At 72.7% G+C, this 20,542-nt stretch carries 20 protein-coding genes; 12 read left to right on the forward strand and 8 right to left on the reverse strand.

The genetic code is table 11. The features are described from left to right. Positions 1-96 (reverse strand): biotin carboxylase N-terminal domain-containing protein (locus ACFYP4_RS18055; RefSeq protein ID WP_279617129.1); only part of this gene is annotated, 96 nt, incomplete at its 3' end. Between the two features lie 352 nt (positions 97-448). Between ACFYP4_RS18055 and ACFYP4_RS18060 the strand changes: the two genes are divergently transcribed. Then, complete coding sequence (locus tag ACFYP4_RS18060) at positions 449-925, forward strand: hypothetical protein (protein ID WP_358851764.1); 477 nt, start codon at positions 449-451, stop codon at positions 923-925. Here the strand turns inward: ACFYP4_RS18060 and ACFYP4_RS18065 are convergent, their stop codons facing one another. Both ACFYP4_RS18065 and mmpB read right to left on the reverse strand, forming a co-directional pair. Then, a complete protein-coding gene (locus tag ACFYP4_RS18065; protein ID WP_358851763.1) occupies positions 926-1,546 on the reverse strand; it encodes a nucleoside triphosphate pyrophosphatase in 621 nt (206 codons plus the stop codon). Between the two features lie 41 nt (positions 1,547-1,587). Next, positions 1,588-1,716 (reverse strand): morphogenic membrane protein MmpB, encoded by a 129-nt coding sequence (mmpB, locus tag ACFYP4_RS18070; RefSeq protein WP_358851762.1) that lies wholly within the window; start codon positions 1,714-1,716, stop codon positions 1,588-1,590. A gap of 150 nt (positions 1,717-1,866) precedes the next feature. Between mmpB and ACFYP4_RS18075 the strand changes: the two genes are divergently transcribed. Continuing rightward, entirely contained in the window at positions 1,867-2,997 is a 1,131-nt protein-coding gene (locus ACFYP4_RS18075; protein WP_388786256.1) for an SGNH/GDSL hydrolase family protein, read from the forward strand. A gap of 60 nt (positions 2,998-3,057) precedes the next feature. Here ACFYP4_RS18075 and ACFYP4_RS18080 read toward each other — a convergent pair whose 3' ends face one another. Beyond that, positions 3,058-3,264 (reverse strand): acyl-CoA carboxylase epsilon subunit, encoded by a 207-nt coding sequence (locus ACFYP4_RS18080; RefSeq protein ID WP_358851760.1) that lies wholly within the window; start codon positions 3,262-3,264, stop codon positions 3,058-3,060. A 16-nt stretch (positions 3,265-3,280) separates the two neighbouring features. Continuing rightward, positions 3,281-4,882: an acyl-CoA carboxylase subunit beta gene (locus ACFYP4_RS18085; protein WP_388786258.1), complete on the reverse strand. Its 1,602-nt coding sequence runs from the start codon at positions 4,880-4,882 to the stop codon at positions 3,281-3,283. A gap of 129 nt (positions 4,883-5,011) precedes the next feature. Between ACFYP4_RS18085 and ACFYP4_RS18090 the strand changes: the two genes are divergently transcribed. Together ACFYP4_RS18090 and ACFYP4_RS18095 are read left to right on the forward strand one after the other, a co-directional pair. Next, a complete protein-coding gene (locus tag ACFYP4_RS18090) occupies positions 5,012-5,896 on the forward strand; it encodes a biotin--[acetyl-CoA-carboxylase] ligase (protein ID WP_388786260.1) in 885 nt (294 codons plus the stop codon). Positions 5,897-6,104: 208 nt separating this feature from the next. Next, positions 6,105-7,388, forward strand: a complete 1,284-nt coding sequence (locus ACFYP4_RS18095; RefSeq protein WP_388786262.1) for an adenylate/guanylate cyclase domain-containing protein — start codon at positions 6,105-6,107, stop codon at positions 7,386-7,388. 59 nt (positions 7,389-7,447) lie between these two features. On the opposite strand, the gene ACFYP4_RS18100 is transcribed toward ACFYP4_RS18095, so the two are convergent. After that, positions 7,448-8,113 carry a hypothetical protein gene (locus ACFYP4_RS18100; RefSeq protein WP_388786264.1) on the reverse strand — a complete coding sequence of 222 codons (666 nt, stop codon included), beginning with the start codon at positions 8,111-8,113 and terminating at the stop codon, positions 7,448-7,450. A 203-nt stretch (positions 8,114-8,316) separates the two neighbouring features. On the opposite strand from ACFYP4_RS18100, the gene ACFYP4_RS18105 reads away from it, so the two are divergent. The 4 genes from ACFYP4_RS18105 to ACFYP4_RS18120 all read left to right on the forward strand — a co-directional run bounded on the left by ACFYP4_RS18105 (position 8,317) and on the right by ACFYP4_RS18120 (position 14,640). Next, positions 8,317-9,129, forward strand: a complete 813-nt coding sequence (locus tag ACFYP4_RS18105; protein WP_358851756.1) for an enoyl-CoA hydratase-related protein — start codon at positions 8,317-8,319, stop codon at positions 9,127-9,129. A 626-nt stretch (positions 9,130-9,755) separates the two neighbouring features. Then, a complete protein-coding gene (locus tag ACFYP4_RS18110; protein WP_388786266.1) occupies positions 9,756-10,907 on the forward strand; it encodes a diguanylate cyclase domain-containing protein in 1,152 nt (383 codons plus the stop codon). Positions 10,908-11,024: 117 nt separating this feature from the next. Next, on the forward strand, positions 11,025-12,563 hold the full coding sequence (gene hutH, locus ACFYP4_RS18115) for a histidine ammonia-lyase (RefSeq protein WP_358851767.1): 1,539 nt from the start codon (positions 11,025-11,027) through the stop codon (positions 12,561-12,563). Positions 12,564-12,873: 310 nt separating this feature from the next. Further along, a complete protein-coding gene (locus ACFYP4_RS18120; protein ID WP_388786268.1) occupies positions 12,874-14,640 on the forward strand; it encodes a DEAD/DEAH box helicase in 1,767 nt (588 codons plus the stop codon). A 164-nt stretch (positions 14,641-14,804) separates the two neighbouring features. Here ACFYP4_RS18120 and ACFYP4_RS18125 read toward each other — a convergent pair whose 3' ends face one another. Both ACFYP4_RS18125 and ACFYP4_RS18130 read right to left on the reverse strand, forming a co-directional pair. Next, positions 14,805-15,554 carry a DUF2625 family protein gene (locus ACFYP4_RS18125; RefSeq protein WP_388786270.1) on the reverse strand — a complete coding sequence of 250 codons (750 nt, stop codon included), beginning with the start codon at positions 15,552-15,554 and terminating at the stop codon, positions 14,805-14,807. Between the two features lie 60 nt (positions 15,555-15,614). After that, entirely contained in the window at positions 15,615-15,968 is a 354-nt protein-coding gene (locus ACFYP4_RS18130) for an LPXTG cell wall anchor domain-containing protein (RefSeq protein WP_358851766.1), read from the reverse strand. Positions 15,969-16,096: 128 nt separating this feature from the next. On the opposite strand from ACFYP4_RS18130, the gene ACFYP4_RS18135 reads away from it, so the two are divergent. From ACFYP4_RS18135 to ACFYP4_RS18150, 4 genes are all read left to right on the forward strand, one after another. Next, on the forward strand, positions 16,097-16,438 hold the full coding sequence (locus ACFYP4_RS18135) for a hypothetical protein (RefSeq protein ID WP_388786272.1): 342 nt from the start codon (positions 16,097-16,099) through the stop codon (positions 16,436-16,438). Positions 16,439-16,665: 227 nt separating this feature from the next. Continuing rightward, positions 16,666-17,934 (forward strand): Ig-like domain-containing protein, encoded by a 1,269-nt coding sequence (locus ACFYP4_RS18140; RefSeq protein WP_388786274.1) that lies wholly within the window; start codon positions 16,666-16,668, stop codon positions 17,932-17,934. 264 nt (positions 17,935-18,198) lie between these two features. Beyond that, a complete protein-coding gene (locus tag ACFYP4_RS18145) occupies positions 18,199-19,668 on the forward strand; it encodes an ABC transporter permease (protein ID WP_388786276.1) in 1,470 nt (489 codons plus the stop codon). Between the two features lie 64 nt (positions 19,669-19,732). Next, the gene (locus tag ACFYP4_RS18150) at positions 19,733-20,416 is read left to right on the forward strand and encodes an ABC transporter ATP-binding protein (protein WP_388786278.1); all 684 of its coding nucleotides are present in this window, start codon (positions 19,733-19,735) and stop codon (positions 20,414-20,416) included. The last annotated feature ends 126 nt before the right edge of the window (positions 20,417-20,542 follow it).

Raw genomic sequence — 20,542 nt, forward strand, 5'->3', positions numbered from 1 at the left:
GGCATAGACGGCAACGCTCGCGATCCCGGCATCCCGGCACGCCCGGGCCACGCGGACAGCGATTTCGCCACGGTTGGCGATGAGCACCTTGCGCACGATGGCTCCCTCCTTGAAACAAGCCGAGTTTAGGGACAGCCGACACGACCTTTCGACCCGTCCCCAGTGGTGAGCTTGCCCACACGGAGCGTGATCCGGGGCCCGCTCGACCGACGAAAACCCTTGTCGCACCGTGGTACGAGGGAATCCTCCCGTGAACCCTAGCCCTCCGATGTGGTCAAGGTCTCTGTGAGAGCGTGCCGCGCCCCACAGGGTTTCTTTGTGGAGTCCCTACGAATGGCCCAATGATTCTTTGCCCTCCGCCGGGCTCTTGTCCCGAGGTTTACCCGTTAGTAGCGTTCACTTCTCGGACGTACTTGGGGTAACAGCACGCGGAAGTGGGTGGGGACCGGTGGTGCGCAGACCGGCGGCGTGGGTGGCGGCGATCGTGCTCTTCGTGGAGGCGGTCGGCATTGCGCTGCTGAACTGGTACCTCGGGATGGTCGTCGACCGGCAGGACATGTCCCTGGCCGGGCTCGACCCGCACAAGATGTCCGTCTCCTCGAAGGCCGGCGGGCTGGTCTTCGGTCTCTACTTCGCGCTGTGCGGCCTGGCCGCGCTGCTGGTGGCCCTGCGCGACCGGCCCCCGGCCGGCATCGGCCGCATCCTGCTCATCAGTGCCGCCGTGGTGCACGCGCTGCTCGGCGCCCTCGCCGTGGGCCTGGTCGGCTGGAGCGCGTTCGCCTTCATGATGGCGGTGCTCGCCCTGATCGTGCTCGTCCTCATGGCGTACGACCGCCGGACGGTCCCGGCGGGCGCCTCGCCGGAGAAGGGCGGCGACGGCGGGGGAGCACCGGTCCCGGCGCCCCCGGCCCCCTCCGCCACCTGATCACCTGTCGCGCGGCGCCCACAACTCCGTGATACCCACGCCCAGTTCGGCCAGCAGCCGGCGCACTGTGGGCAGGGAGATGCCGATGACGTTGCCGTGGTCGCCCTCGATGCCCTCGACGAACGGGGCCGAGCGTCCGTCGAGTGTGAACGCCCCGGCCACGTGGAGGGGTTCGCCCGAGGCGACGTACGCGGCGATCTCGGCGTCGGTGGGCTCGCCGAAGCGGACCACGGTGGACGCGGTCGCCGAGACGTGGCGCCCGGCCGTCGTGTCGTGGACGCAGTGCCCGGTCCTGAGCGTCCCGGCCCGGCCGCGCATCGCCTTCCAGCGCGCGGTGGCCTCCTCGGCGTCGGCGGGCTTGCCGAGCGCCTCGCCGTCCAGGTCGAGGACCGAGTCGCAGCCGATCACCAGTGCGCCCCGCGCCTCGGGCCGCGCAGCGACCACGGAGGCCTTCGCCTCGGCGAGCGCGAGCGCGAGTTCGGCGGGGGTCGGGGCGGTGACGGTGTCCTCGTCGAAGCCGCTCACGATCACCTCGGGATCGAGACCGGCCTGTCGCAGCAGGCCGAGCCGGGCGGGGGACTGGGAGGCGAGCACGAGGCGGCGGCGCGGCTGATCGGTCATGCGGCCAGGGTATCGGCGTGGTCCCGGCGGACGCGGCGCGGTCACCGCACGCCGAGGACGATCATCGCGAGCACCATGGCGAGCGCCATGAGGACGCCGAGGCGGCGCAGTTTGTCCTGCATGTCGCGCAGTTCGTCGGGCGGCTCGTTCTCGGGGTCGGACCACAGCATGTCTCCGATCGTGCGGTAGCGGGGATTCCGGACGCCTGAGTACGCGTACTCAACTTCCCTAATGGTTCTGAGGTTTCATTAACTGTCACTGCCTGCTACCGTCAGGGGCGTCACTAAAGGAACCCCGGTCCCTTTTAGGGAGGGAACTGCATGTTCACCACCGCCTGGACCGCGTCGCCCCAGCGCCCCGCGGAGGGCTTCACCCCCAACCGTTCACGAGAAGGCTTCTGGCGTCAGTCGCTGCGTCAGACCGTCCGCGTCACCGCGGCGGGCGACCGCCTCAGGGTCCGTCTCTCCCACGCCTACGGGGCCTCGCCGCTGCGGATCGCGGGCGCCACGGTCGCCCGTACGGCCGCGGGAGCCGCCGTCGAACCGGGTTCGCTCCGGCGGCTGGCCTTCCAGGGGGCGGACGACGTCGTGGTGCCGGCGGGCGGCAGCGCCGTCAGCGACCCGGTGCCGCTCAGAATGAAGGCGGGACAGTCACTGACCGTCACCCTCCACTTCGACGCCGTCACCGGCCCCGCCACCTTCCACGCCCAGGCCTTCACGACGGGATACCGGGGCGCGGGCGACCGGGTGGAGGACGTCACGGGCGACGGCTTCGACGAGAGCGACGAGTCCTGGTACTTCCTGACGGCCGTGGAGGTCGACGCGGGCCGCGGCGACGCCGTCGCGCTCTTCGGGGACTCCCTCACCGACGGCTTCGGTTCCACACCGGACGCCGACCGCCGCTGGTCCGACGCGCTCGCGCGGTGCACCGGACGGCCCGTGCTCAACGCGGGCATCGGCGGCAACCTGCTGCTCAACGACTCGGCCTGGTACGGCGAGAGGGGCGTCCACCGGCTGGCCCGCGACGTCCTCGACCATCCCGGCGTCGACACGCTCGTCGTCCTGCAGGGGCTGAACGACATCGGCTTCAGCGAGACCGGCGAACAGCCCACCTACCACCCGGCCCCGGTCGTCGAGGCCGGTGAACTGATCGACGGCTACCGCTCGTTGATACGGCAGGCCCGCGCCCGGGGCGTGCGGGTGATCGGCTCGACCCTGCTCCCGTTCGGCGGCTCCGACCACTGGGGCGAGCACGCGGCGAAGGTGAGCCACGAAGTGAACGAGTGGATCCGCTGCGCCGGGGAGTGGGACGCGGTGGTGGACCTGCGCCGGGCCCTCGCCGACCCCGCGGACCCGGACCGGCTGCACCCCGCCTACGACTTCGGCGACCACCTGCACCCGAACGACGCCGGATACGCGGTGATGGCCGAAGCCGTCGCGGAACTCCTCTGAAGGACCGGGCGGGCCCTGACCGGGCAGGCCTCAACCGGGCGGGCCCCGACCGGGCAGGCCCTAGCCGGGCCAGTAGGTGCGGCCCCACGCCTTCGGGCCGGGGGCGGGCACGCGGCGGGACGCCACCCGTGCCGGGTCCGCCCACGCCTCGGGCTCGTGGGGCGCGCCGGACGGCGTGTCCGCCGCCGCGGCGCGCACCCGGACCACCGCCAGTGCGGCGGCCAGCTCCTCCGGGGTCGGATTGCCCCGTACGACCTTGATCGTCATAACCGCTCCCAGGGGGCTAGAGGGGGATGTTGCCGTGCTTCTTCGGGGGCAGGGACGCCCGCTTGGTCCGCAGCTGGCGCAGGCCCCGGACGACATGGGCGCGGGTGTCGGACGGCTCGATCACACCGTCGATGTAGCCGCGCTCGGCCGCCGTGTACGGGTTGAGGAGAGCGTCCTCGTACTCCTGGATGAGCCGGGCCCGGGTCGCCTCCCCCTCGCCGGCGGCCTCCGCGGCCGCGATGGTCCGCCGGTGCAGGATGTTCACCGCGCCCTGCGCGCCCATCACCGCGATCTGCGCGGTCGGCCACGCCAGGTTGAGATCGGCGCCCAGGTGCTTGGAGCCCATGACGTCGTAGGCGCCGCCGAAGGCCTTGCGGGTGATGACCGTGATCAGCGGGACGGTCGCCTCGGCGTACGCGTAGATGAGCTTGGCGCCGCGGCGGATGATGCCCGTGTGCTCCTGGTCCACACCCGGCAGGAAGCCCGGCACGTCCACGAAGGTCAGGACCGGGACGTTGAAGGCGTCGCAGGTCCGCACGAACCGCGCCGCCTTCTCGCTCGCGTCGATGTCGAGACAGCCCGCGAACTGCATCGGCTGGTTGGCGACGATGCCCACCGGGTGACCCTCGACCCGGCCGAAGCCGGTGAGGATGTTCGGCGCGAAGAGCGCCTGCGTCTCGAAGAACTCCGCGTCGTCCAGGACGTGTTCGATCACCGTGTGCATGTCGTACGGCTGGTTCGCGCTGTCCGGCACGATCGTGTCCAGCTCGCGGTCCTCGTCCGTCGGCGTCAGGTCCGCCTCGTCGGGGAAGACGGGGGGCTCGCTGAGGTTGTTGGACGGCAGGTACGACAGCAGCTGCTTGACGTACTCGATGGCGTCCTTCTCGTCGCCCGCCATGTGGTGGGCCACGCCGGACGTCGCGTTGTGCGTACGGGCGCCGCCCAGGTCCTCGAAGCCGACGTCCTCGCCGGTGACGGTCTTGATGACGTCCGGGCCGGTGATGAACATGTGCGAGGTCTGGTCGACCATGACCGTGAAGTCGGTGATGGCCGGCGAGTAGACGGCGCCCCCCGCACAGGGGCCGACGACCAGGCTGATCTGCGGGATGACGCCCGAGGCGTGGGTGTTGCGGCGGAAGATCTCTCCGTACATGCCGAGCGCGCTGACACCCTCCTGGATGCGGGCGCCGCCGGAGTCGTTGATGCCGATGACCGGGCAGCCCGTCTTCAGCGCGAAGTCCATGACCTTCATGATCTTCTGCCCGAAGACCTCGCCCAGGGCGCCGCCGAACACGGTGAAGTCCTGCGAGAACACCGCGACGGGGCGGCCGTCGACCGTGCCGTACCCGGTGACGACACCGTCGCCGTACGGGCGGTTGTCCTCCATGCCGAAGTCGGTGGAGCGGTGCCGGGCGAACTCGTCCAGCTCGGTGAACGAACCCTCGTCGAGGAGCAGTTCAATGCGCTCACGCGCCGTCAGCTTTCCCTTGGCGTGCTGCTTCTCGACGGCGCGCTCCGAGCCGGCGTGCGTCGCCTCTTGGATGCGGCGCTGCAGATCCGCGAGCTTGCCCGCGGTGGTGTGGATGTCGGGGTGGTGCAGCTCTTCCGGCTCGGACATCGGGATGCGGCTCCCTGCCTGCTCAGTGGGGACGTGAGGGTGATGTGCTCAGGCTTGCTACTGACTCGTAGGGTAGTGGCGCGCATACCGTTCGGCAGTGCGGCGTTTACCACACCTAGGGTGGGTTGCATGACGCCGCGAGATTCCTCAGACGCGAACGACGAGCCCGGCAACGCCCCCCGCGGCAGCCGCTGGTCGGACCTGGACCGCCCGCCCTTGAACGCCGCCGCTCTGCGCCGGGCGCTGGTGCGCGAGGGCGGCCTGTGGTCCTCGCTCGACGTGGTACCCGTGACCGGCTCCACCAACACCGACCTGGCCGCGCGGGCCGGAACCCTGGCCCAAGGGGCCGTCCTGGTCGCCGAGGAGCAGCACGCCGGGCGCGGACGTCTGGACCGCCGGTGGAGCGCGCCGGCCCGCTCGGGCCTCTTCTTCTCCGTCCTGCTGAGGCCCGCCGAGGTGCCCGTCGAGCGCTGGGGCTGGCTCCCGCTGCTCGCCGGGGTCGCGGTGGCGACGGCGCTGCCCCGCGCCGCGGGCGTCGACACGGCACTCAAGTGGCCCAACGACCTGCTGGTCACCGTCGACGGCGAGGAACGCAAGGCGGGCGGCATCCTCGCCGAGCGGGCCGGCCCCGACGGCGTCGTCATCGGCATCGGCCTCAACGTCACCCTGCGCAAGGACGAGCTGCCGGTGCCGGGAGCCGGGTCGCTCGCGCTGGCCGGAGCGGTGTCGACGGACCGCGACACCGTCCTGCGGTCCCTGCTCCGCTCGCTGGAGGAGTGGTACGGAAAGTGGCGGGCGGCGGGCGGCGACCCCGCGCGGTCGGGTCTCCAGGAGACGTACGCCGCCGGGTGCGCGACCCTGGGGCGAGTGGTCCGGGCCGAACTGCCCGGCGACACGTCGATCACCGGAGAAGCGGTGGCCGTCGACGGGGACGGCCGCCTGGTGCTGGCCACCGAGGAGGGCGTGCAGCAGCCGGTGGGTGCGGGCGACATCGTGCATCTGCGGCCCGCCTGACCGCCGGGCGGCCGCGGCCGGACCCCGTGGCGTTCGAGAAGCGGGACCCGGGGCAGGAGTCCCAGGTCGGCGCGGGAGAGGGCGGCCGGAGCGAAAGGTTTCGGGACCGGCCCCACGACCGTACGAGTCAGGAGTGAGCCAGCGCACACCTGCCGTAGAGTTGAGCGCGGTCGATACCTGACCGCGGCAGATCGGAAGGGCAGCAGGCGTGACCGTCGACGACACGGGCTCCGGCACGGGTGCACACCCCGATCCCGACGCCGCCGGGCCGGGGCACGCCGCCGGACCGGCCGCCGACGGGCCGCGCGGCCCGTCCGACACCCACGGCCGGACGGACGCACCGGCCCGCCAAACCGGCACCCACGACCGGGTGGACGCACCGGCCCGCCGGTCCGACACCCACGACCGGGTGGACGCCGAGGACGGCCAGGCGCCGGAGGGTGACCCGCTCGCCCTGCGGCTCGAACAGCTCATCCTCGGTGCCGAGCGCCGCTACACCCCCTTCCAGGCGGCCCGCAGCGCGGGCGTCTCCATGGAGCTGGCGTCCCGTTTCTGGCGGGCCATGGGCTTCGCCGACATCGGCCAGGCCAAGGCGCTCACCGAGGCGGACGTCCTCGCCCTGCGCCGCCTCGCCGGTCTCGTCGAGGCGGGGCTGCTGAGCGAGGCGATGGCCGTGCAGGTGGCCCGCTCCACCGGACAGACCACGGCGCGGCTCGCCGAGTGGCAGATCGACTCCTTCCTGGAGGGCCTGACCGAGCCGCCCGAGCCGGGCATGACCCGCACCGAGGTGACGTACCCCCTGGTCGAGCTGCTCCTGCCGGAACTGGAGGAGTTCATCGTCTACGTGTGGCGGCGCCAGCTCGCCGCCGCGACCGGCCGCGTCGTGCAGGCCGCGGACGACGAGGAGATGGTCGACCGGCGCCTGGCCGTCGGCTTCGCGGACCTGGTCGGGTTCACGCGGCTGACCCGCCGGATGGAGGAGGAGGAGCTCGGCGAACTCGTCGAGGCCTTCGAGACCACCGCCGCCGACCTGGTGGCCGCGCACGGCGGCCGGCTCATCAAGACCCTGGGCGACGAGGTGCTCTACGCGGCGGACGACGCCGGAGTGGCCGCCGAGATCGCGCTGCGCCTCATCGAGACGATGGCGAACGACGAGACGATGCCGGAGCTGCGTGTCGGCATCGCCTTCGGCACGGTGACGACCCGGATGGGTGACGTCTTCGGCACCACGGTGAACCTGGCGAGCCGGCTGACGTCGATAGCGCCGCGGGACGCGGTCCTGGTGGACGGGGCCTTCGCGGAGGAGCTGATCCGCACGACCGACGCGCCCGCCTCCGAGGCGGAGGCGGCCGAGGCCGCGGCCGCCGCGGAGAAGGAGGGCGAGGAGCCGCCCGTCTACCGCTTCGCGCTCCAGCCGATGTGGCAGCGGCCGGTGCGCGGGCTCGGCGTGGTCGAGCCCTGGCTCCTCACCCGCCGGGACGCGGCACCCTAGGCGCGAGCGCCCGCCCCGACGCCGGTCTTCGGGTGACGACGGGATGGGCGGGGCGGTTCTCAGCCGCCGGGACGCGGCAGTCCGGCCAAGGGGTCGACGCACAGGCCGATGAGCGGGACGCACAGGCCCGGGCCGTCCGGCCGCGGGTCCGGAGCCGGTGCCGGGGCGTGTGTGCTGCGGCCCGGGGCGGGCCGCGGGGCGGACGAGGCGGCCGGTGGCCGGGACGGCGCGGGCGGCTTCGGGGTCACCGGGTCCGCGGGGGCTTCGGGGATGCCGGTCCTGGCGGTCGCGGGGTCCGCGGGCCGGGACGGCGAGGGCGTGCGCGCGGTGGGTGGCGGTACGACCGTCGCACCCGAGGTCGGGGTCGGGCCCGCGCCGCCCATCACCGCCGTCGCCGACGCGGCACCCGTCGGCGGAGCCGGATTGACGGCCGCCGTGGTGCCGCCCGCCGGGTCGTCGGCCGTTCCGGAACCGCGCGGCCCGGCCTCGGCGCTTCCCGTACCCCCGCCGAGCGGATCGTGCGCCGGCCGTACGAGGCTCAGCGCGCCGGCGGCCAGGGCGAGGCCGCCGACGGCGACGAGCGCCCGGCGCGGCCGTGGCCTGCGGTGCCGTCCCCGGGCGGGGCGCGTCCACAGAGGAGCGCCGTCCTGTACGCCCCCTGGTGCCTGCATCCGCGCCGCCCGCGCCGTGCCCGCCGGTTCCGTCGCTTCCGCTGTGTCCGCCATGGCGATCCCTCCCCGATGCGTCGGCGCTCCCCGGTGCGCTGTGGCGGTGCGCAGGTTATGCACCGCTTGCGCGTGTACGGGGGGAGTCGGGGGTGTTGTCACCCGAACGGGGAGCATCGCGCAGTGGGACGCCTTTTCCTGGGCGGGCCCGGCTGGGATGATCGGAACGTCGGAAGTTAACCAGCGTTCACCAGGAGGGCGTCATGGCGGAGCAAGGGGACGAACGTCGGTTCGGGGAGTTCGTCGTCGTACGGCGGCACGGGCCCGGCCACGTCGCGGAGCTCGCGCTCGACCGGCCCAAGGCCATGAACGCGGTGTCGACGGACATGGCCCGCTCCCTGGCCGGCGCCTGCGACGCCCTTGCCGCCGACCGTGACGTGCGGGTGGTGGTGCTGACCTCCACCCACGAGCGCGCCTTCTGCGTCGGCGCCGACCTCAAGGAGCGCAATTCCTTCAGCGACGCGGATCTGGTGCGCCAGCGTCCGGTGGCGCGGGCCGCCTACACCGGGGTGCTGGAGCTGCCGATGCCCACCGTCGCCGCCGTGCACGGGTTCGCGCTCGGCGGAGGCTTCGAACTCGCGCTGGCCTGCGACCTGATCGTGGCCGACCGTACGGCGGTGGTGGGGCTGCCCGAGGTGTCCGTCGGGGTGATCCCGGGCGGGGGCGGAACGCAGTTGCTGCCGCGCCGGGTGGGTGCGGCCCGTGCGGCTGAGCTGATCTTCACGGCGCGGCGGCTGCGGGCCGAGGAGGCGCGGGAGCTGGGCCTCGTCGACGAGCTGGTGGACGAGGGCCGGGACCGCGCGGAGGCGCTCGCCCTCGCCGCCCGCATCGCCGCGAACTCGCCCGTCGGCCTGCGGGCCGCCAAGCGGGCACTGCGGCTGGGGCACGGCCTCGACCTCCGCGCGGGCCTCGAGGTGGAGGACGCCGCGTGGCGCTCTGTCGCCTTCTCCGGCGACCGCGCGGAAGGAGTGGCCGCCTTCAACGAGAAGCGCACCCCGGACTGGCCGGGGGAGTGACGGGGGTCCCGCGCCACGCCGGGACAGCCGGGACAGCCGGGACATGGATGCCCGGCGCGCCGGGACGGGCGCGGCGCCGACGCCCGGACGGGTCGCGCGGCCGGCCGGCTCATGCGCGGCTCGCGACTGCCCGGCGAGGGCGCCCGTCCCGGGGCGGCGTCACGTTCGCGCCCGGCTTGCGGGCGTAAGCCGCTTGGCTGCGGGCGGGCCGAGGGCAGGGGCGGGGCCGCTCGCCTGCGGGGTGTGGCGCGCCGCCGCAGCGTGCGCGGCGTGTGCGGGGCCCCGGCCTTCACCGCAGGCGCGGAGGGTGTGCCCCCAGGGGGCGTGCAGCCGCGGATGCGGCGCGGCGTCGGTGCCTGGCGGGTTGCGCCGCTCGCGGGCAATCCTCTGACCTGCGGATTGGGGTTCGGCGGGGTGCGGCGCGGTGTCGGTGGGGCGCCCCGCCTCGCTGTCGCCGCCCCCGCTCTCCGGGGCCACCCGGCACGATCGCCCACAGCTCGCGATGGCTCACGGGCGCCCCGCCGCCGGCCCGCCGCGAGGGCTGGGCCGGTGGGCGGTACCGCCAGTCGGACGTGTGTTCCTTGGCTGGGTGCCCTAATTGTCGGAAATTTACCTAGCCTGTGGTGATGGGAGAGGACAGACGGCTCAAGGCCGTGGTGGCGCTGGCGCAGGGGATGGCGGCGGCGCACAGCCCGCGGGAGTCCTGGCGGGCCGCCGCACTCGGCGCGTGCCGCGCGCTGACCGGCAGCTTCGCCGCGCTCTCCGTGTGGGAGCGCGAACTCGGCCGGCTCCGCGTCCTGGTCAACGTGGGCGAGCGCGCGGCCGACGAGGTGGAGTTCCCCGAGGGGGAGGCCTACCCCGTGCACCAGTTCCCGGAGATCACCGAGTTCCTGCACGAGCGCTGGGCCTGTGGCGGCGAGCCCAACGCCTGGGTGGAGACCGCGGAGGGCCCCGCCGAGGGCCGCGCCGAGTACTGCCACGAGCGGGTCGCCGCGCTGCGCCGCCGCGGACGCGGTTGCTGCGTCGTCGCCCCGATCGTCCTGCACGGCCGCGCCTGGGGCGAGCTGTACGTCGCCCGCCCGGTGGGCGACCGCGTCTTCGACGGCGACGACGCCGACTTCGCCACCGTCCTCGCCTCCGTCGTGGCCGCCGGCATCGCCCAGACCGAGCGGCTGGAGGAGGCCCGCCGGCTGGCCTTCACCGACGCCCTGACCGGCCTGGCGAACCGCCGCGCCGTCGACGTACGCCTCGACGAGGCCGTCGAGCTGCACCGCCGCGACGGCGTCGTGGTGAGTCTCGTCGTCTGCGACCTCAACGGCCTCAAGCGGGTCAACGACACCCGCGGACACGCCGTGGGCGACCGCCTGCTGGAACGCTTCGGGTCCGTGCTGTCGCTGTGCGGCGCGATGCTCCCCGGCGCGCTGGCCGCCCGGCTGGGCGGGGACGAGTTCTGTCTGCTCGCGGTCGGCCCCGCGGCCGACGACGTCGTCCGGATCGCCGACGAGCTGTGCCGCCGGGCGGCCGAGCTGGAGCTCGGGGACGGCGTGGCATGCGGCGTCGCCTCCACCGAGGACCCCATCGGCCCCGTACGGTCGGCCCGCAGGCTCTTCCGGCTGGCCGACGCCGCCCAGTACCGAGCGAAGGCCGTGCGGGCCACGAATCCGGTGGTCGCCGGGCGCGAGGGACCGGACGACCCGGTCGTACGCCTCGCGGACACCCCGTCGCCCGCCGCCGGGGAACGTCGCCGCTTCCGCGGCCGGCACGAACCGCGGCCGTGAACCGCCGGGGCGCGGGCGGCGTGGGCCCACTCCTGTGACGTACCTCGGAGTAAGGGGTCAACCGCCCACCCACTAGTGACATCGTCGAATTCAGTGCGTACGCTCCTGAATATGGATATGCACACTGTGGTGGTGGGGACGGCGGGCGTGACCGCGTCCGACGTACTCGCCGTGGCGCGCGGCGGCGCCCGGATCGAGCTCTCCGGCGAGGCGGTGGCCGCCCTCGCCGCGGCCCGCGGGATCGTGGAGGCGCTGGCCGCCAAACCGGATCCCGTGTACGGCGTCTCGACCGGCTTCGGCGCCCTGGCGACCCGGCACATCAGTCCCGAACTCCGCGCTCAGCTCCAGCGCAATATCGTCCGCTCGCACGCCGCCGGGATGGGCCCCCGCGTCGAGCGCGAGGTGGTCCGCGCGCTGATGTTCCTGCGGCTCAAGACCGTCTGCTCGGGACACACGGGCGTGCGGCCCGAGGTCGCGCAGACCATGGCCGACATCCTGAACGCGGGCATCACCCCCGTCGTGCACGAGTACGGTTCGCTCGGCTGCTCCGGCGATCTTGCACCGCTCTCCCACTGCGCGCTGACCCTCATGGGTGAGGGGGACGCCGAGGGCCCCGACGGCGTCGTCCGGCCCGCCGGCGAGCTGCTCGCCGAGCACGGCATCGCCCCCGTCGAGCTGCGCGAGAAGGAGGGCCTCGCCCTCCTCAACGGCACCGACGGCATGCTCGGCATGCTCGTCATGGCCCTCGCCGACCTGGACACGCTCTACAAGTCCGCCGACGTCACCGCAGCCCTTTCCTTGGAGGCCCTGCTCGGCACGGACAAGGTCCTCGCCCCCGAGCTGCACGCCATCCGCCCGCACCCCGGACAGGGCGCATCCGCCGCCAACATGCTGGCCGTGCTGAAGGGTTCGCAGCTCACCGGCCACCACCAGGACGACGCGCCGCGCGTGCAGGACGCGTACTCCGTGCGCTGCGCCCCGCAGGTCGCGGGCGCCGGACGGGACACCCTCGCCCACGCCCGCACGGTCGCCGAGCGCGAGCTGGCCTCGGCCGTCGACAACCCGGTGGTCCTGCCCGACGGACGCGTGGAGTCGAACGGCAACTTCCACGGCGCTCCGGTCGCGTACGTCCTCGACTTCCTCGCCATCGCCGCGGCCGACCTCGGTTCCATCGCCGAGCGCCGCACGGACCGCCTGCTCGACAAGAACCGCTCGCACGGGCTTCCGCCGTTCCTCGCGGACGACGCCGGCGTCGACTCCGGGCTGATGATCGCCCAGTACACGCAGGCCGCCCTGGTCAGCGAGATGAAGCGGCTCGCCGTACCGGCGTCCGCGGACTCCATCCCGTCCTCCGCGATGCAGGAGGACCACGTGTCCATGGGCTGGTCGGCGGCGCGCAAGCTCCGCACGGCCGTGGACAACCTCACCCGCATCGTCGCCATCGAGCTGTACGCCGCCACCCGCGCGATCGAGCTGCGCGAGGGCCTGACCCCGGCCCCCGCGTCGCAGGCCGTCATCGAGGCCGTGCGCGCGGCCGGCGTCCAGGGCCCCGGCCCCGACCGCTTCCTCGCGCCCGACCTGGCGGCGGCGGACACGTTCGTCCGGGGCGGGCACCTCGTCACCGCGGCGGAGGCGGTCACGGGACCGCTCGCCTAGGGCCGCTCCGGCCCGCTCACCGCGCCGACGCGCGCCGGGCGCTCGGTGCGGTGAGCGAAGGTGCTGGTGGGGCCGCTGTCCAGCGGACGGCGGCCCCACCTGTGCTAAAGTCGCGTTGATACGCTATTCAGTTATCCCCTTACTTTCTGCGCCTGATCGGAATCTTCCGCAGGCGCGTTTTGTTTTGCGGAAGGACGCCCCCGTCTCCCGAGCCGGGGACGCTCTTCTTTTGAGCCGGGGCCCGCGCCTCTCGGGTGCGGGCCCCGACTCCTGCTCTTTATGGGGCCCAGGAAGGAAATCCAGAGCCAGCATGACTCGATCCGAACGCGCCGCCCGTACCACTTCCGGCCGGCCCACCGGCGCCGCCGCCCGGCGGCCCCAGAAGAACGGCACCAGGGGCGCCGGCAAGGGCGGCCCGGTCCGCAAAGCCGTGGCGCCGCAGGAATTCTCGCTGCCCGAGAGCGTCACGCCCGCACTGCCCGCCGTCGAGTCCTTCGACGCGCTGGACATGCCGGCCGCGCTGACGAAGACCCTCGCGGCCCAGGGGGTGACCGAGCCGTTCCCGATCCAGGGCGCCACCCTGCCGAACACCCTCGCGGGACGTGACGTGCTCGGCCGCGGCCGCACCGGCTCGGGCAAGACGCTCGCGTTCGGACTCGCCCTGCTGGCCCGCACCGCCGGCCGCCGTGCCGAGCCGAAGGCCCCGCTCGCGCTGGTCCTGGTACCCACCCGGGAACTCGCCCAGCAGGTCTCCGACGCGCTCACCCCGTACGCGACCGCCGTCAACCTGCGGCTGACCGTCGCCGTAGGCGGCATGTCCATCGGCCGGCAGGCCGGATCGCTGCGCCGCGGCGCCGAGGTGCTGGTCGCCACCCCCGGCCGCCTCAAGGACCTCATCGAGCGGGGCGACTGCGCGCTCGACCGTGTCTCGATCACCGTCCTCGACGAGGCCGACCAGATGGCCGACATGGGCTTCATGCCGCAGGTCACGGCGCTGCTCAAGCAGGTCGAGCCGGACGGGCAGCGGATGCTGTTCTCGGCGACGCTGGACAAGAACATCGACCGCCTCGTCCGGATGTTCCTCACCGACCCGGTGGTGCACTCCGTCGACCCGTCGGCGGGCGCGGTGACGACGATGGAGCACCACGTGCTGCACGTCGCCGACGAGACCGACAAGAAGGCCGTGGCGATGCGGATCGCGGCCCGCGAGGGCCGGGTGATCCTCTTCGTGGACACCAAGCGCGGCGCCGACCGCTTCACCAAGCGTCTGCTGGCCAACGGCGTCCGCGCCTCCGCCCTGCACGGCGGACGCAGCCAGCCGCAGCGCAACCGCACGCTCGACCAGTTCAAGAACGGTGACGTGACCGCCCTCGTCGCGACCAACGTGGCGGCCCGCGGCATCCACGTCGACGACCTGGACCTCGTGGTGAACGTCGACCCGCCGTGCGACCACAAGGACTACCTGCACCGCGGTGGGCGCACCGCCCGCGCGGGGGAGTCCGGCAGCGTCGTGACCCTCGTACTGCCCGAGCAGAAGCGGGAGATGACGCGGCTGATGGCCGACGCCGGTATCAGCCCGCGCACGGCACGCGTCTCCTCCAGCGACGAGGAACTCGCCCGGCTCACCGGGGCGCGCGAGCCCTCCGGCGTCCCGGTCGTCATCGAGGTTCCCCAGCCCGTCGAGCAGCCGAGGCAGCGCCCCGGGTCGAGGCCGCGGTCCGCGGCCGGCACCGGCACGGGCCGCCGCACCGGCACCGCGAAGCGCACGAGCGGCACCGGCGCGGGCACCGGCGGCCGTAGCTCCGGCACGGGCTCCGGCGGCCGTACGAACGGCACCGGTACCGGAGGACGTACCGCCGCCGGCACCGCGGGCCGCACCGGATCCGCTGCCGGGGGCCGTACCGGCACGGGCACCGGAGGCCGCGGCGGCTCGGGGGCAGGTGGCCGTGGCGCCGCCGGGTCCGGAGCGGGCGCGGGCGGCACGCGTTCCGGCTCGGGTTCGGCCTCGGGAGGACGTGGCCGCGGCCGTGCCCCGCAGCGCGGCGGCCAGGGCGGCGGCGGACGCAGCGCCGCCTAGGGCCTGCCGGCGTCGCGGGGCGCCCTAGGTTCCCCTCCGGCCGGTCCCCGCGGGTCCGCGGAGACCGGCCGCACCGGATGTTGGCCGTACGCGGCCGTAGGCGCCCGGCGCTCCGCCCGGTCGCCGTACCGGGTGGGGCGGCCCCGCGTCGCCACGGACACGGCCTAGACGTCACCCAGGAAGCCGGGGTCGACCGAGTCGAGTTCCTGGCAGAAGTGCCGCTGGACGCCGAGGAGTTCGGCGAGGGGGACCGCGCGGCGCCTGGTCGCGGCGAGGTCCCGCCGGGCCTCGGCCGACCACAGGAACGGCGTGAACGAGAGCGCCTGCGTCCCGGTCAGCGCGCCCGACTCGGCACGCCAGCCGGACCAGCGCAGGGTCTCGTAGAACTGCTCCATGCCGCCGGTCAGCAGCCACGTCAGCCACGGGCCGTACCCGGTTTCGAGGGCCTCCCAGCGCAGCGAGTCCGGCGCGAAGTACACCATCTCCCCGGGCTCGCCGGGCCGGCCCGGTGCCCGGGGCTCGGCCCCGTTGAGGACGAAGACACCGCCCAGGACGTCATGGCCGACGACGAGCCCGCCGTCGCGCGGCCGCCACAGCGGATCGAAGCGCTCGGGGAAGCCGTTGACGTCGGCCAGCGACGGCACCTCGCGCAGGGCGGGCGGCCCGGTGAACGGGCCGGGTCCGGGGCTGCCGTAGACGCGCAGCCACCCGCTGTCCAGCACCAGCCCACCGCAGTTGAGGACGAGCGCCCCGAGCCGGGACCTGGCGGTGATCTGCATCTGGAGCAGGGACGCGCGCGCCCCCTCCGGGTCCACGGGGAGCACGTCGACGTGCACCGCGCTCGCGTGCAGGTCCGCGGCGACGAGGGGCCACGCGGGCTCCTCGACGTCGGTCAGCTCGATCAGGTCTCGCATGGGTCCACCCGGGGTCTCGCGGGCCGCGGCCGCCGTGCTCAACGGGCCGTCGTGCGTTGCTCAGCAGGCCGTCGCACGTTCCCGCCGCACCGAGTACGCCACGAACCCGGCGCCGAGGCCGAGGAAGAGCGTGCCGCCCATGACGTAGGGGGTGGTGTCGATGCCGCCGGTGTCGGCGAGCCGGGCACCGGCGTCCGCCGACACCGCGGAGGTCCGCGTCATCTCCGCGGACGTCGAGGAAAGGACCGCACCCGAGGACTCCGGCGAGTCCGACCGGGCCGACGAGTCCTCCGCACTCGACGAGGTCCGTGTCATGGACACCGAGCGCTGCGCCGGTTCGTCCTGGGTGGCGTTGGCGGACGGAACGAACCACAGGGCACCCAGGAGGGTCCCGGCGGCGGTGGCGGTCAGCAACGAGCGACGTGCGGACACGGAATATCTATCCCCTTGTGGCGCTGGCGAATTGGCCGTGTGGGGCGATGCTAATGAAAGGCGCGGGTCGTGGGAAAGTCGCGCATCGTGCGGGTCGTACGCTCCCTCCCATGAGTACTCCTGAGACATCACGGTTTGTACGGCTTCGGGTCGAACTGGTGCTGGAGATCGACGACACCGACGCCGTCACCAAGGCCGCGCTGCAGCGGATCGCCGGTGATCCCGACCTGCCCGCCGACGAGCGGGCGCACGCCGAGAGCGCGGTGACGGAAGACACTGCCGAGGCCCTCGCGTACATCGTCGATCCGTTCGACCTGGTCAGCGAGGTGCCCGGGATCGAACTCGCGCAGGCGTCCTGGAGCAGCGAGCACATCGACTACGACCCCGATTCGCCGGATTGGGACCTGGACGAGGATGATGCGGCGCAGGACGAGGAGAACGGACTCGGCTGACGCGGCTTGGGGAAATCGTGACCCCGGGTGGCAACCGCCGTCCGGGGTTTCCTCGTCTCACCAGGCGCACTGACCACTTACACACCACGCCCGGTCCCGGTCCCGCAGTCGGCCCGGTCGATCCGACGTGGTGTGCCCCACACATCCGAGGGATGTGGAACGGGACGTACCGGTCGTAGCGTTGACAGTTCGACGGGGCCCTCGGGGTTTTCGGGTTTTCGGCAACGATGGAGAAGCGTGTGATGACGGACAGTAAGCGGCGCAAGGGTCTGATGGCCGCGTCCGCACTGCTCGGCGGGGTGCTGGTGCTCTCTGCGTGCAGCGGAGGCGACGACTCGTCCGGCGCGTCGGACGGCGGTGACAGCACCTCGCAGGCCAAGGTCGACGAGGCAGCCGCCAAGAAGACGTCCGAGGCCCAGATCAAGATCACGCCGAAGGACGGTTCCGACAACGCCTCCATCAACACCGGCACCAAGGTCACCGTGAGCAAGGGCACTCTCACCGACGTCACGCTGAAGAGCGCCGACGGCACCGCCGTCGCCGGCCGGATATCCGCGGACAAGAAGAGCTGGGCCCCCACCGGCCAGCTGGAGCGCGCCACGAAGTACCGGATCACCGCCGAGGCGAAGGACTCCGCGGGCCGCGCCGCCCACGAGAACGCCTCCTTCACCACGGTCTCCCCGGCCAACAGCTTCATCGGCAACTTCTCTCCCGAGGACGGCGCCACCGTCGGCGTCGGCATGCCGGTCTCGATCAACTTCGACAAGGCGATCACCGACAAGGCCGCCGTGCAGAAGGGGATCACCGTCGCCTCCAGCAGTGGCCAGGAGGTCGTCGGCCACTGGTTCAGCCCGAACCGCCTGGACTTCCGCCCCGAGGAGTACTGGAAGGCCGGCTCGACCGTCACCCTCAAGCTGAACCTCGACGGTGTCGAGGGCGCGAACGGCGTGTACGGCGTGCAGCAGAAGACGGTCACCTTCAAGATCGGCCGCAACCAGGTCTCGGTCGTCGACGCCGAGACCAAGACCATGAAGGTCACCCGGGACGGCAAGACCGTCAAGACCATCCCGATCTCCGCGGGCGCCCCGGAGAACAAGACGTACGAAGGCCAGATGGTGATCTCCGAGAAGTTCAAGGAGACCCGGATGGACGGCTCGACGGTCGGCTTCACCAAGGAGGACGGCAAGGGCGAGTACGACATCAAGGACGTGCCGCACGCCATGCGCCTGTCCGCCTCCGGCACCTTCATCCACGGCAACTACTGGGGTGCCAAGTCCATCTTCGGCTCGGTGAACACCAGTCACGGCTGTGTCGGCCTGTCGGACACCAAGGGCGCGAACGACCCGAACACGCCCGCGGCCTGGTTCTACGACAACTCGCTGATCGGTGACGTCGTCGTCGTCAAGAACACCGGCGACAAGACGATCTCCCCGGACAACGGTCTGAGCGACTGGAACATGGACTGGGCCGCCTGGCAGGCCGGTTCGGCCGCCTGACCGCCCTCTCGTACCGCTGACAGCGGCGGCTTCCCGACGGGGAGCCGCCGCTGTCGCGTTCCGCCGCCCCGCAGGGGCGCCTTCGCGGGCGTGAGGGGCAAGCCCGGCCGGGGGCCGGGCCGTTGGCCGGGGCCGGGACCCGACCCACGGCACACAGGGTTCCGAGGCGGCGCACAGGCCCCGGTGGCCGTACCGCACAGCCTTCTCATCGTTCTCTTATCCCGGCCTTATCCCCGCATCACGCTGCGTACCTAGCTTGCGGCCATGTTCTTCACCTACCTGAGGCGCGAACTGCGCCGCCGCAGAAAAGCGGCCCTCGTCGTCGCCTCCGGACTCGCCCTCGGCATCGCCCTCGTCATCGTGGTCGGCTCGGTCTCCTCGGGGATGGAGAAGGCGCAGGGCAAGGTGCTCCAGTCGCTCTACGGGCTGGGCACGGACATGACGGTCACGAAGGCGGCGGCCGCCCGGGGCGACAGCGGCAGCGCTCGTCCGCGCTTCGACTTCGACGCCCGCTCCGACGACTCCGACGCGGAGCAGAGCAGTGACCGTGTCATGGTCCAGGGCTTCCAGACCCTTGCCGCCAGGACGGTCACCGAGGTCGAAGGGCAGCAGGGCGTGTCGGACGCCGTCGGCGGGCTGAGCCTCCAAGTCGTCAAGGTCAGCGGCCAGTTCCGGCAGGGCCAGTTCCGGCAGGACCAGAACGGCGGCAGCCGGCCGGGCGGCCGACCGGGCGCGCAGCCCTCGCCGCAGGGCCGGGTCGAGGGCGGCGGCGCCGAGTTCGACGTCAACAGCTACTCCGTCTACGGCACCGACGTCACCGAGCCCGCCCTCGGTCCGCTGACCTCCTCGAAGATCACCGGCGGACGTACCTTCACGGCCTCGGAGACCGATGCCGACGTGGTCGTGGCGGACGCGTCGTACGCCAAGGAGAAGAAGCTCGCGCTCGGCGACACGGTCACCGTCAAGGGCGTGAAGTTCAAGGTCATCGGCATCGCGACGCCGGACAGCGGTGACGCGGCGGCCAACCTGTACATCCCGCTCAAGCGGGCGCAGACGCTCAGCGACGCCAAGGACAAGGTCACCACGATCTACGTCAAGGCGTCCGACTCGCAGCGGATCGACGCCGTCAAGAGCACCATCCGGAAGAACATCCCGGGTACGACGGTCACCACCTCCGCCGACCTCGCGGACACCGTCTCCGGTTCCCTGTCGACCGCGTCCGACCTCGCCTCGAACGTCGGCAAGTGGCTGTCCGTCGCGGTGCTCGTGGCGGCCTTCCTGGTCGCCGGACTGCTCACCTCCGCGGCGGTGTCCCGGCGCGTCCGGGAGTTCGGCACCCTCAAGGCGCTCGGCTGGACGTCGGGCCGGGTGACCCGTCAGGTCGTCGGCGAGGCGATCGTGAACGGACTGGTCGGCGGTGTCCTCGGCATCGCCCTCGGCCTCGCCGGCGCGTACGCCGTCACCGCGGTCAGCCCCACTCTCCAGGCGCAGCCGGGGAGTGCGGGCGGACCCGGCGGTGGTCCGGGGGGCGGTGGCCCCGGGGGCGGCATGGGCGGTCCGGCCCGGCAGACCGCGTCCAAGGCCCTCGACGTCACGCTCACCGCGCCGGTCGGCCTCGGCACGATCGCGGTCGCGGTCGGGCTCGCGGTCACCGGCGGCCTGATCGCCGGAGCGTTCGGCGGCCGGCGCGCCTCCCGGCTGCGGCCCGCGGACGCCCTGCGCCGCGTCGAGTAGGCCGGCACCGCACTCCGCGCCCATCGCCCGCACCATCGCCCGCACCGGATCCAGGAGTTGGACCATGTACGAACTCAGCGGCGTCACCAAGCGCTATCAGCGGGGCAAGGAGACCGTCGACGCGCTCGCCGGTGTCGACCTCACCATCGCGGACGGCGACCGGCTCGTCATCCAGGGCCCCACCGGCGGCGGCAAGTCCACGCTGCTGCAGATGCTCGGCGGACTCGACCGGCCGACCTCGGGCAGCGTCGCCCTCGACGGCACGGACCTGGCGAAGCTGTCCGAGGCCAGGCTCACCAGGGTGCGCAGCGAGAACATCGGCTTCGTCTTCCAGAGCTTCAACCTGATCCCGACGCTCACCGCCCAGGAGAACGTCGAGACCGCCCTCGTACCGATGAAGCCGAAGGCGGCGGAGCGGCGCCGGCGGGCGGCGGAGGCGCTGGCGTCGGTGGGCCTCGCCGAGCGTCGCGGGCACCTGCCCGCCGAACTGTCCGGCGGCCAGCAGCAGCGCGTCGCCATCGCCCGCGCGCTGGTGAAGCAGCCGAAGGTCCTTCTTGCCGACGAACCCACCGGCAACCTCGACGAATCCATGCGCGACGAGATCATGGACGTACTGGAGACCATGTGGAAGGAGCACGGGCTCACCTTCATCATGGTCACGCACGACTCGGCGATCGCGAAGAAGGCGCCGCGGCTAGCGACGATCCGCAGGGGCCGGATCTCCGTCAAGGAGAACGCGGGCGCCTGAACGCACAACCGACGGCACGACATTCCGATAAAGAAAAGGTTTTGAGCCAAAAACGGAAGCAAGTCATCAACTCTTCACCCTCGTCACACTATTGAGCAGCTGATCACCTCCCGGGCATACTGCATG

Origin of the sequence: Streptomyces sp. NPDC005551 (assembly GCF_042871785.1) — a bacterium.
In the GTDB taxonomy this organism is placed as follows: domain Bacteria; phylum Actinomycetota; class Actinomycetes; order Streptomycetales; family Streptomycetaceae; genus Streptomyces.

Bases quoted from the DNA above. Each gene is read 5' to 3' on its own strand.
- ACFYP4_RS18065 (WP_358851763.1), bottom strand. From the start codon at position 1,546: ATGACCGATCAGCCGCGCCGCCGCCTCGTGCTCGCCTCCCAGTCCCCC.
- mmpB (WP_358851762.1), bottom strand. From the start codon at position 1,716: ATGCTGTGGTCCGACCCCGAGAACGAGCCGCCCGACGAACTGCGCGAC.
- ACFYP4_RS18075 (WP_388786256.1), top strand. From the start codon at position 1,867: ATGTTCACCACCGCCTGGACCGCGTCGCCCCAGCGCCCCGCGGAGGGC.
- ACFYP4_RS18080 (WP_358851760.1), bottom strand. From the start codon at position 3,264: ATGACGATCAAGGTCGTACGGGGCAATCCGACCCCGGAGGAGCTGGCC.
- ACFYP4_RS18085 (WP_388786258.1), bottom strand. From the start codon at position 4,882: ATGTCCGAGCCGGAAGAGCTGCACCACCCCGACATCCACACCACCGCG.
- ACFYP4_RS18090 (WP_388786260.1), top strand. From the start codon at position 5,012: ATGACGCCGCGAGATTCCTCAGACGCGAACGACGAGCCCGGCAACGCC.
- ACFYP4_RS18100 (WP_388786264.1), bottom strand. From the start codon at position 8,113: ATGGCGGACACAGCGGAAGCGACGGAACCGGCGGGCACGGCGCGGGCG.
- ACFYP4_RS18105 (WP_358851756.1), top strand. From the start codon at position 8,317: ATGGCGGAGCAAGGGGACGAACGTCGGTTCGGGGAGTTCGTCGTCGTA.
- ACFYP4_RS18110 (WP_388786266.1), top strand. From the start codon at position 9,756: ATGGGAGAGGACAGACGGCTCAAGGCCGTGGTGGCGCTGGCGCAGGGG.
- hutH (WP_358851767.1), top strand. From the start codon at position 11,025: ATGCACACTGTGGTGGTGGGGACGGCGGGCGTGACCGCGTCCGACGTA.
- ACFYP4_RS18120 (WP_388786268.1), top strand. From the start codon at position 12,874: ATGACTCGATCCGAACGCGCCGCCCGTACCACTTCCGGCCGGCCCACC.
- ACFYP4_RS18125 (WP_388786270.1), bottom strand. From the start codon at position 15,554: ATGCGAGACCTGATCGAGCTGACCGACGTCGAGGAGCCCGCGTGGCCC.
- ACFYP4_RS18135 (WP_388786272.1), top strand. From the start codon at position 16,097: ATGAGTACTCCTGAGACATCACGGTTTGTACGGCTTCGGGTCGAACTG.
- ACFYP4_RS18140 (WP_388786274.1), top strand. From the start codon at position 16,666: ATGGAGAAGCGTGTGATGACGGACAGTAAGCGGCGCAAGGGTCTGATG.
- ACFYP4_RS18145 (WP_388786276.1), top strand. From the start codon at position 18,199: ATGTTCTTCACCTACCTGAGGCGCGAACTGCGCCGCCGCAGAAAAGCG.
- ACFYP4_RS18150 (WP_388786278.1), top strand. From the start codon at position 19,733: ATGTACGAACTCAGCGGCGTCACCAAGCGCTATCAGCGGGGCAAGGAG.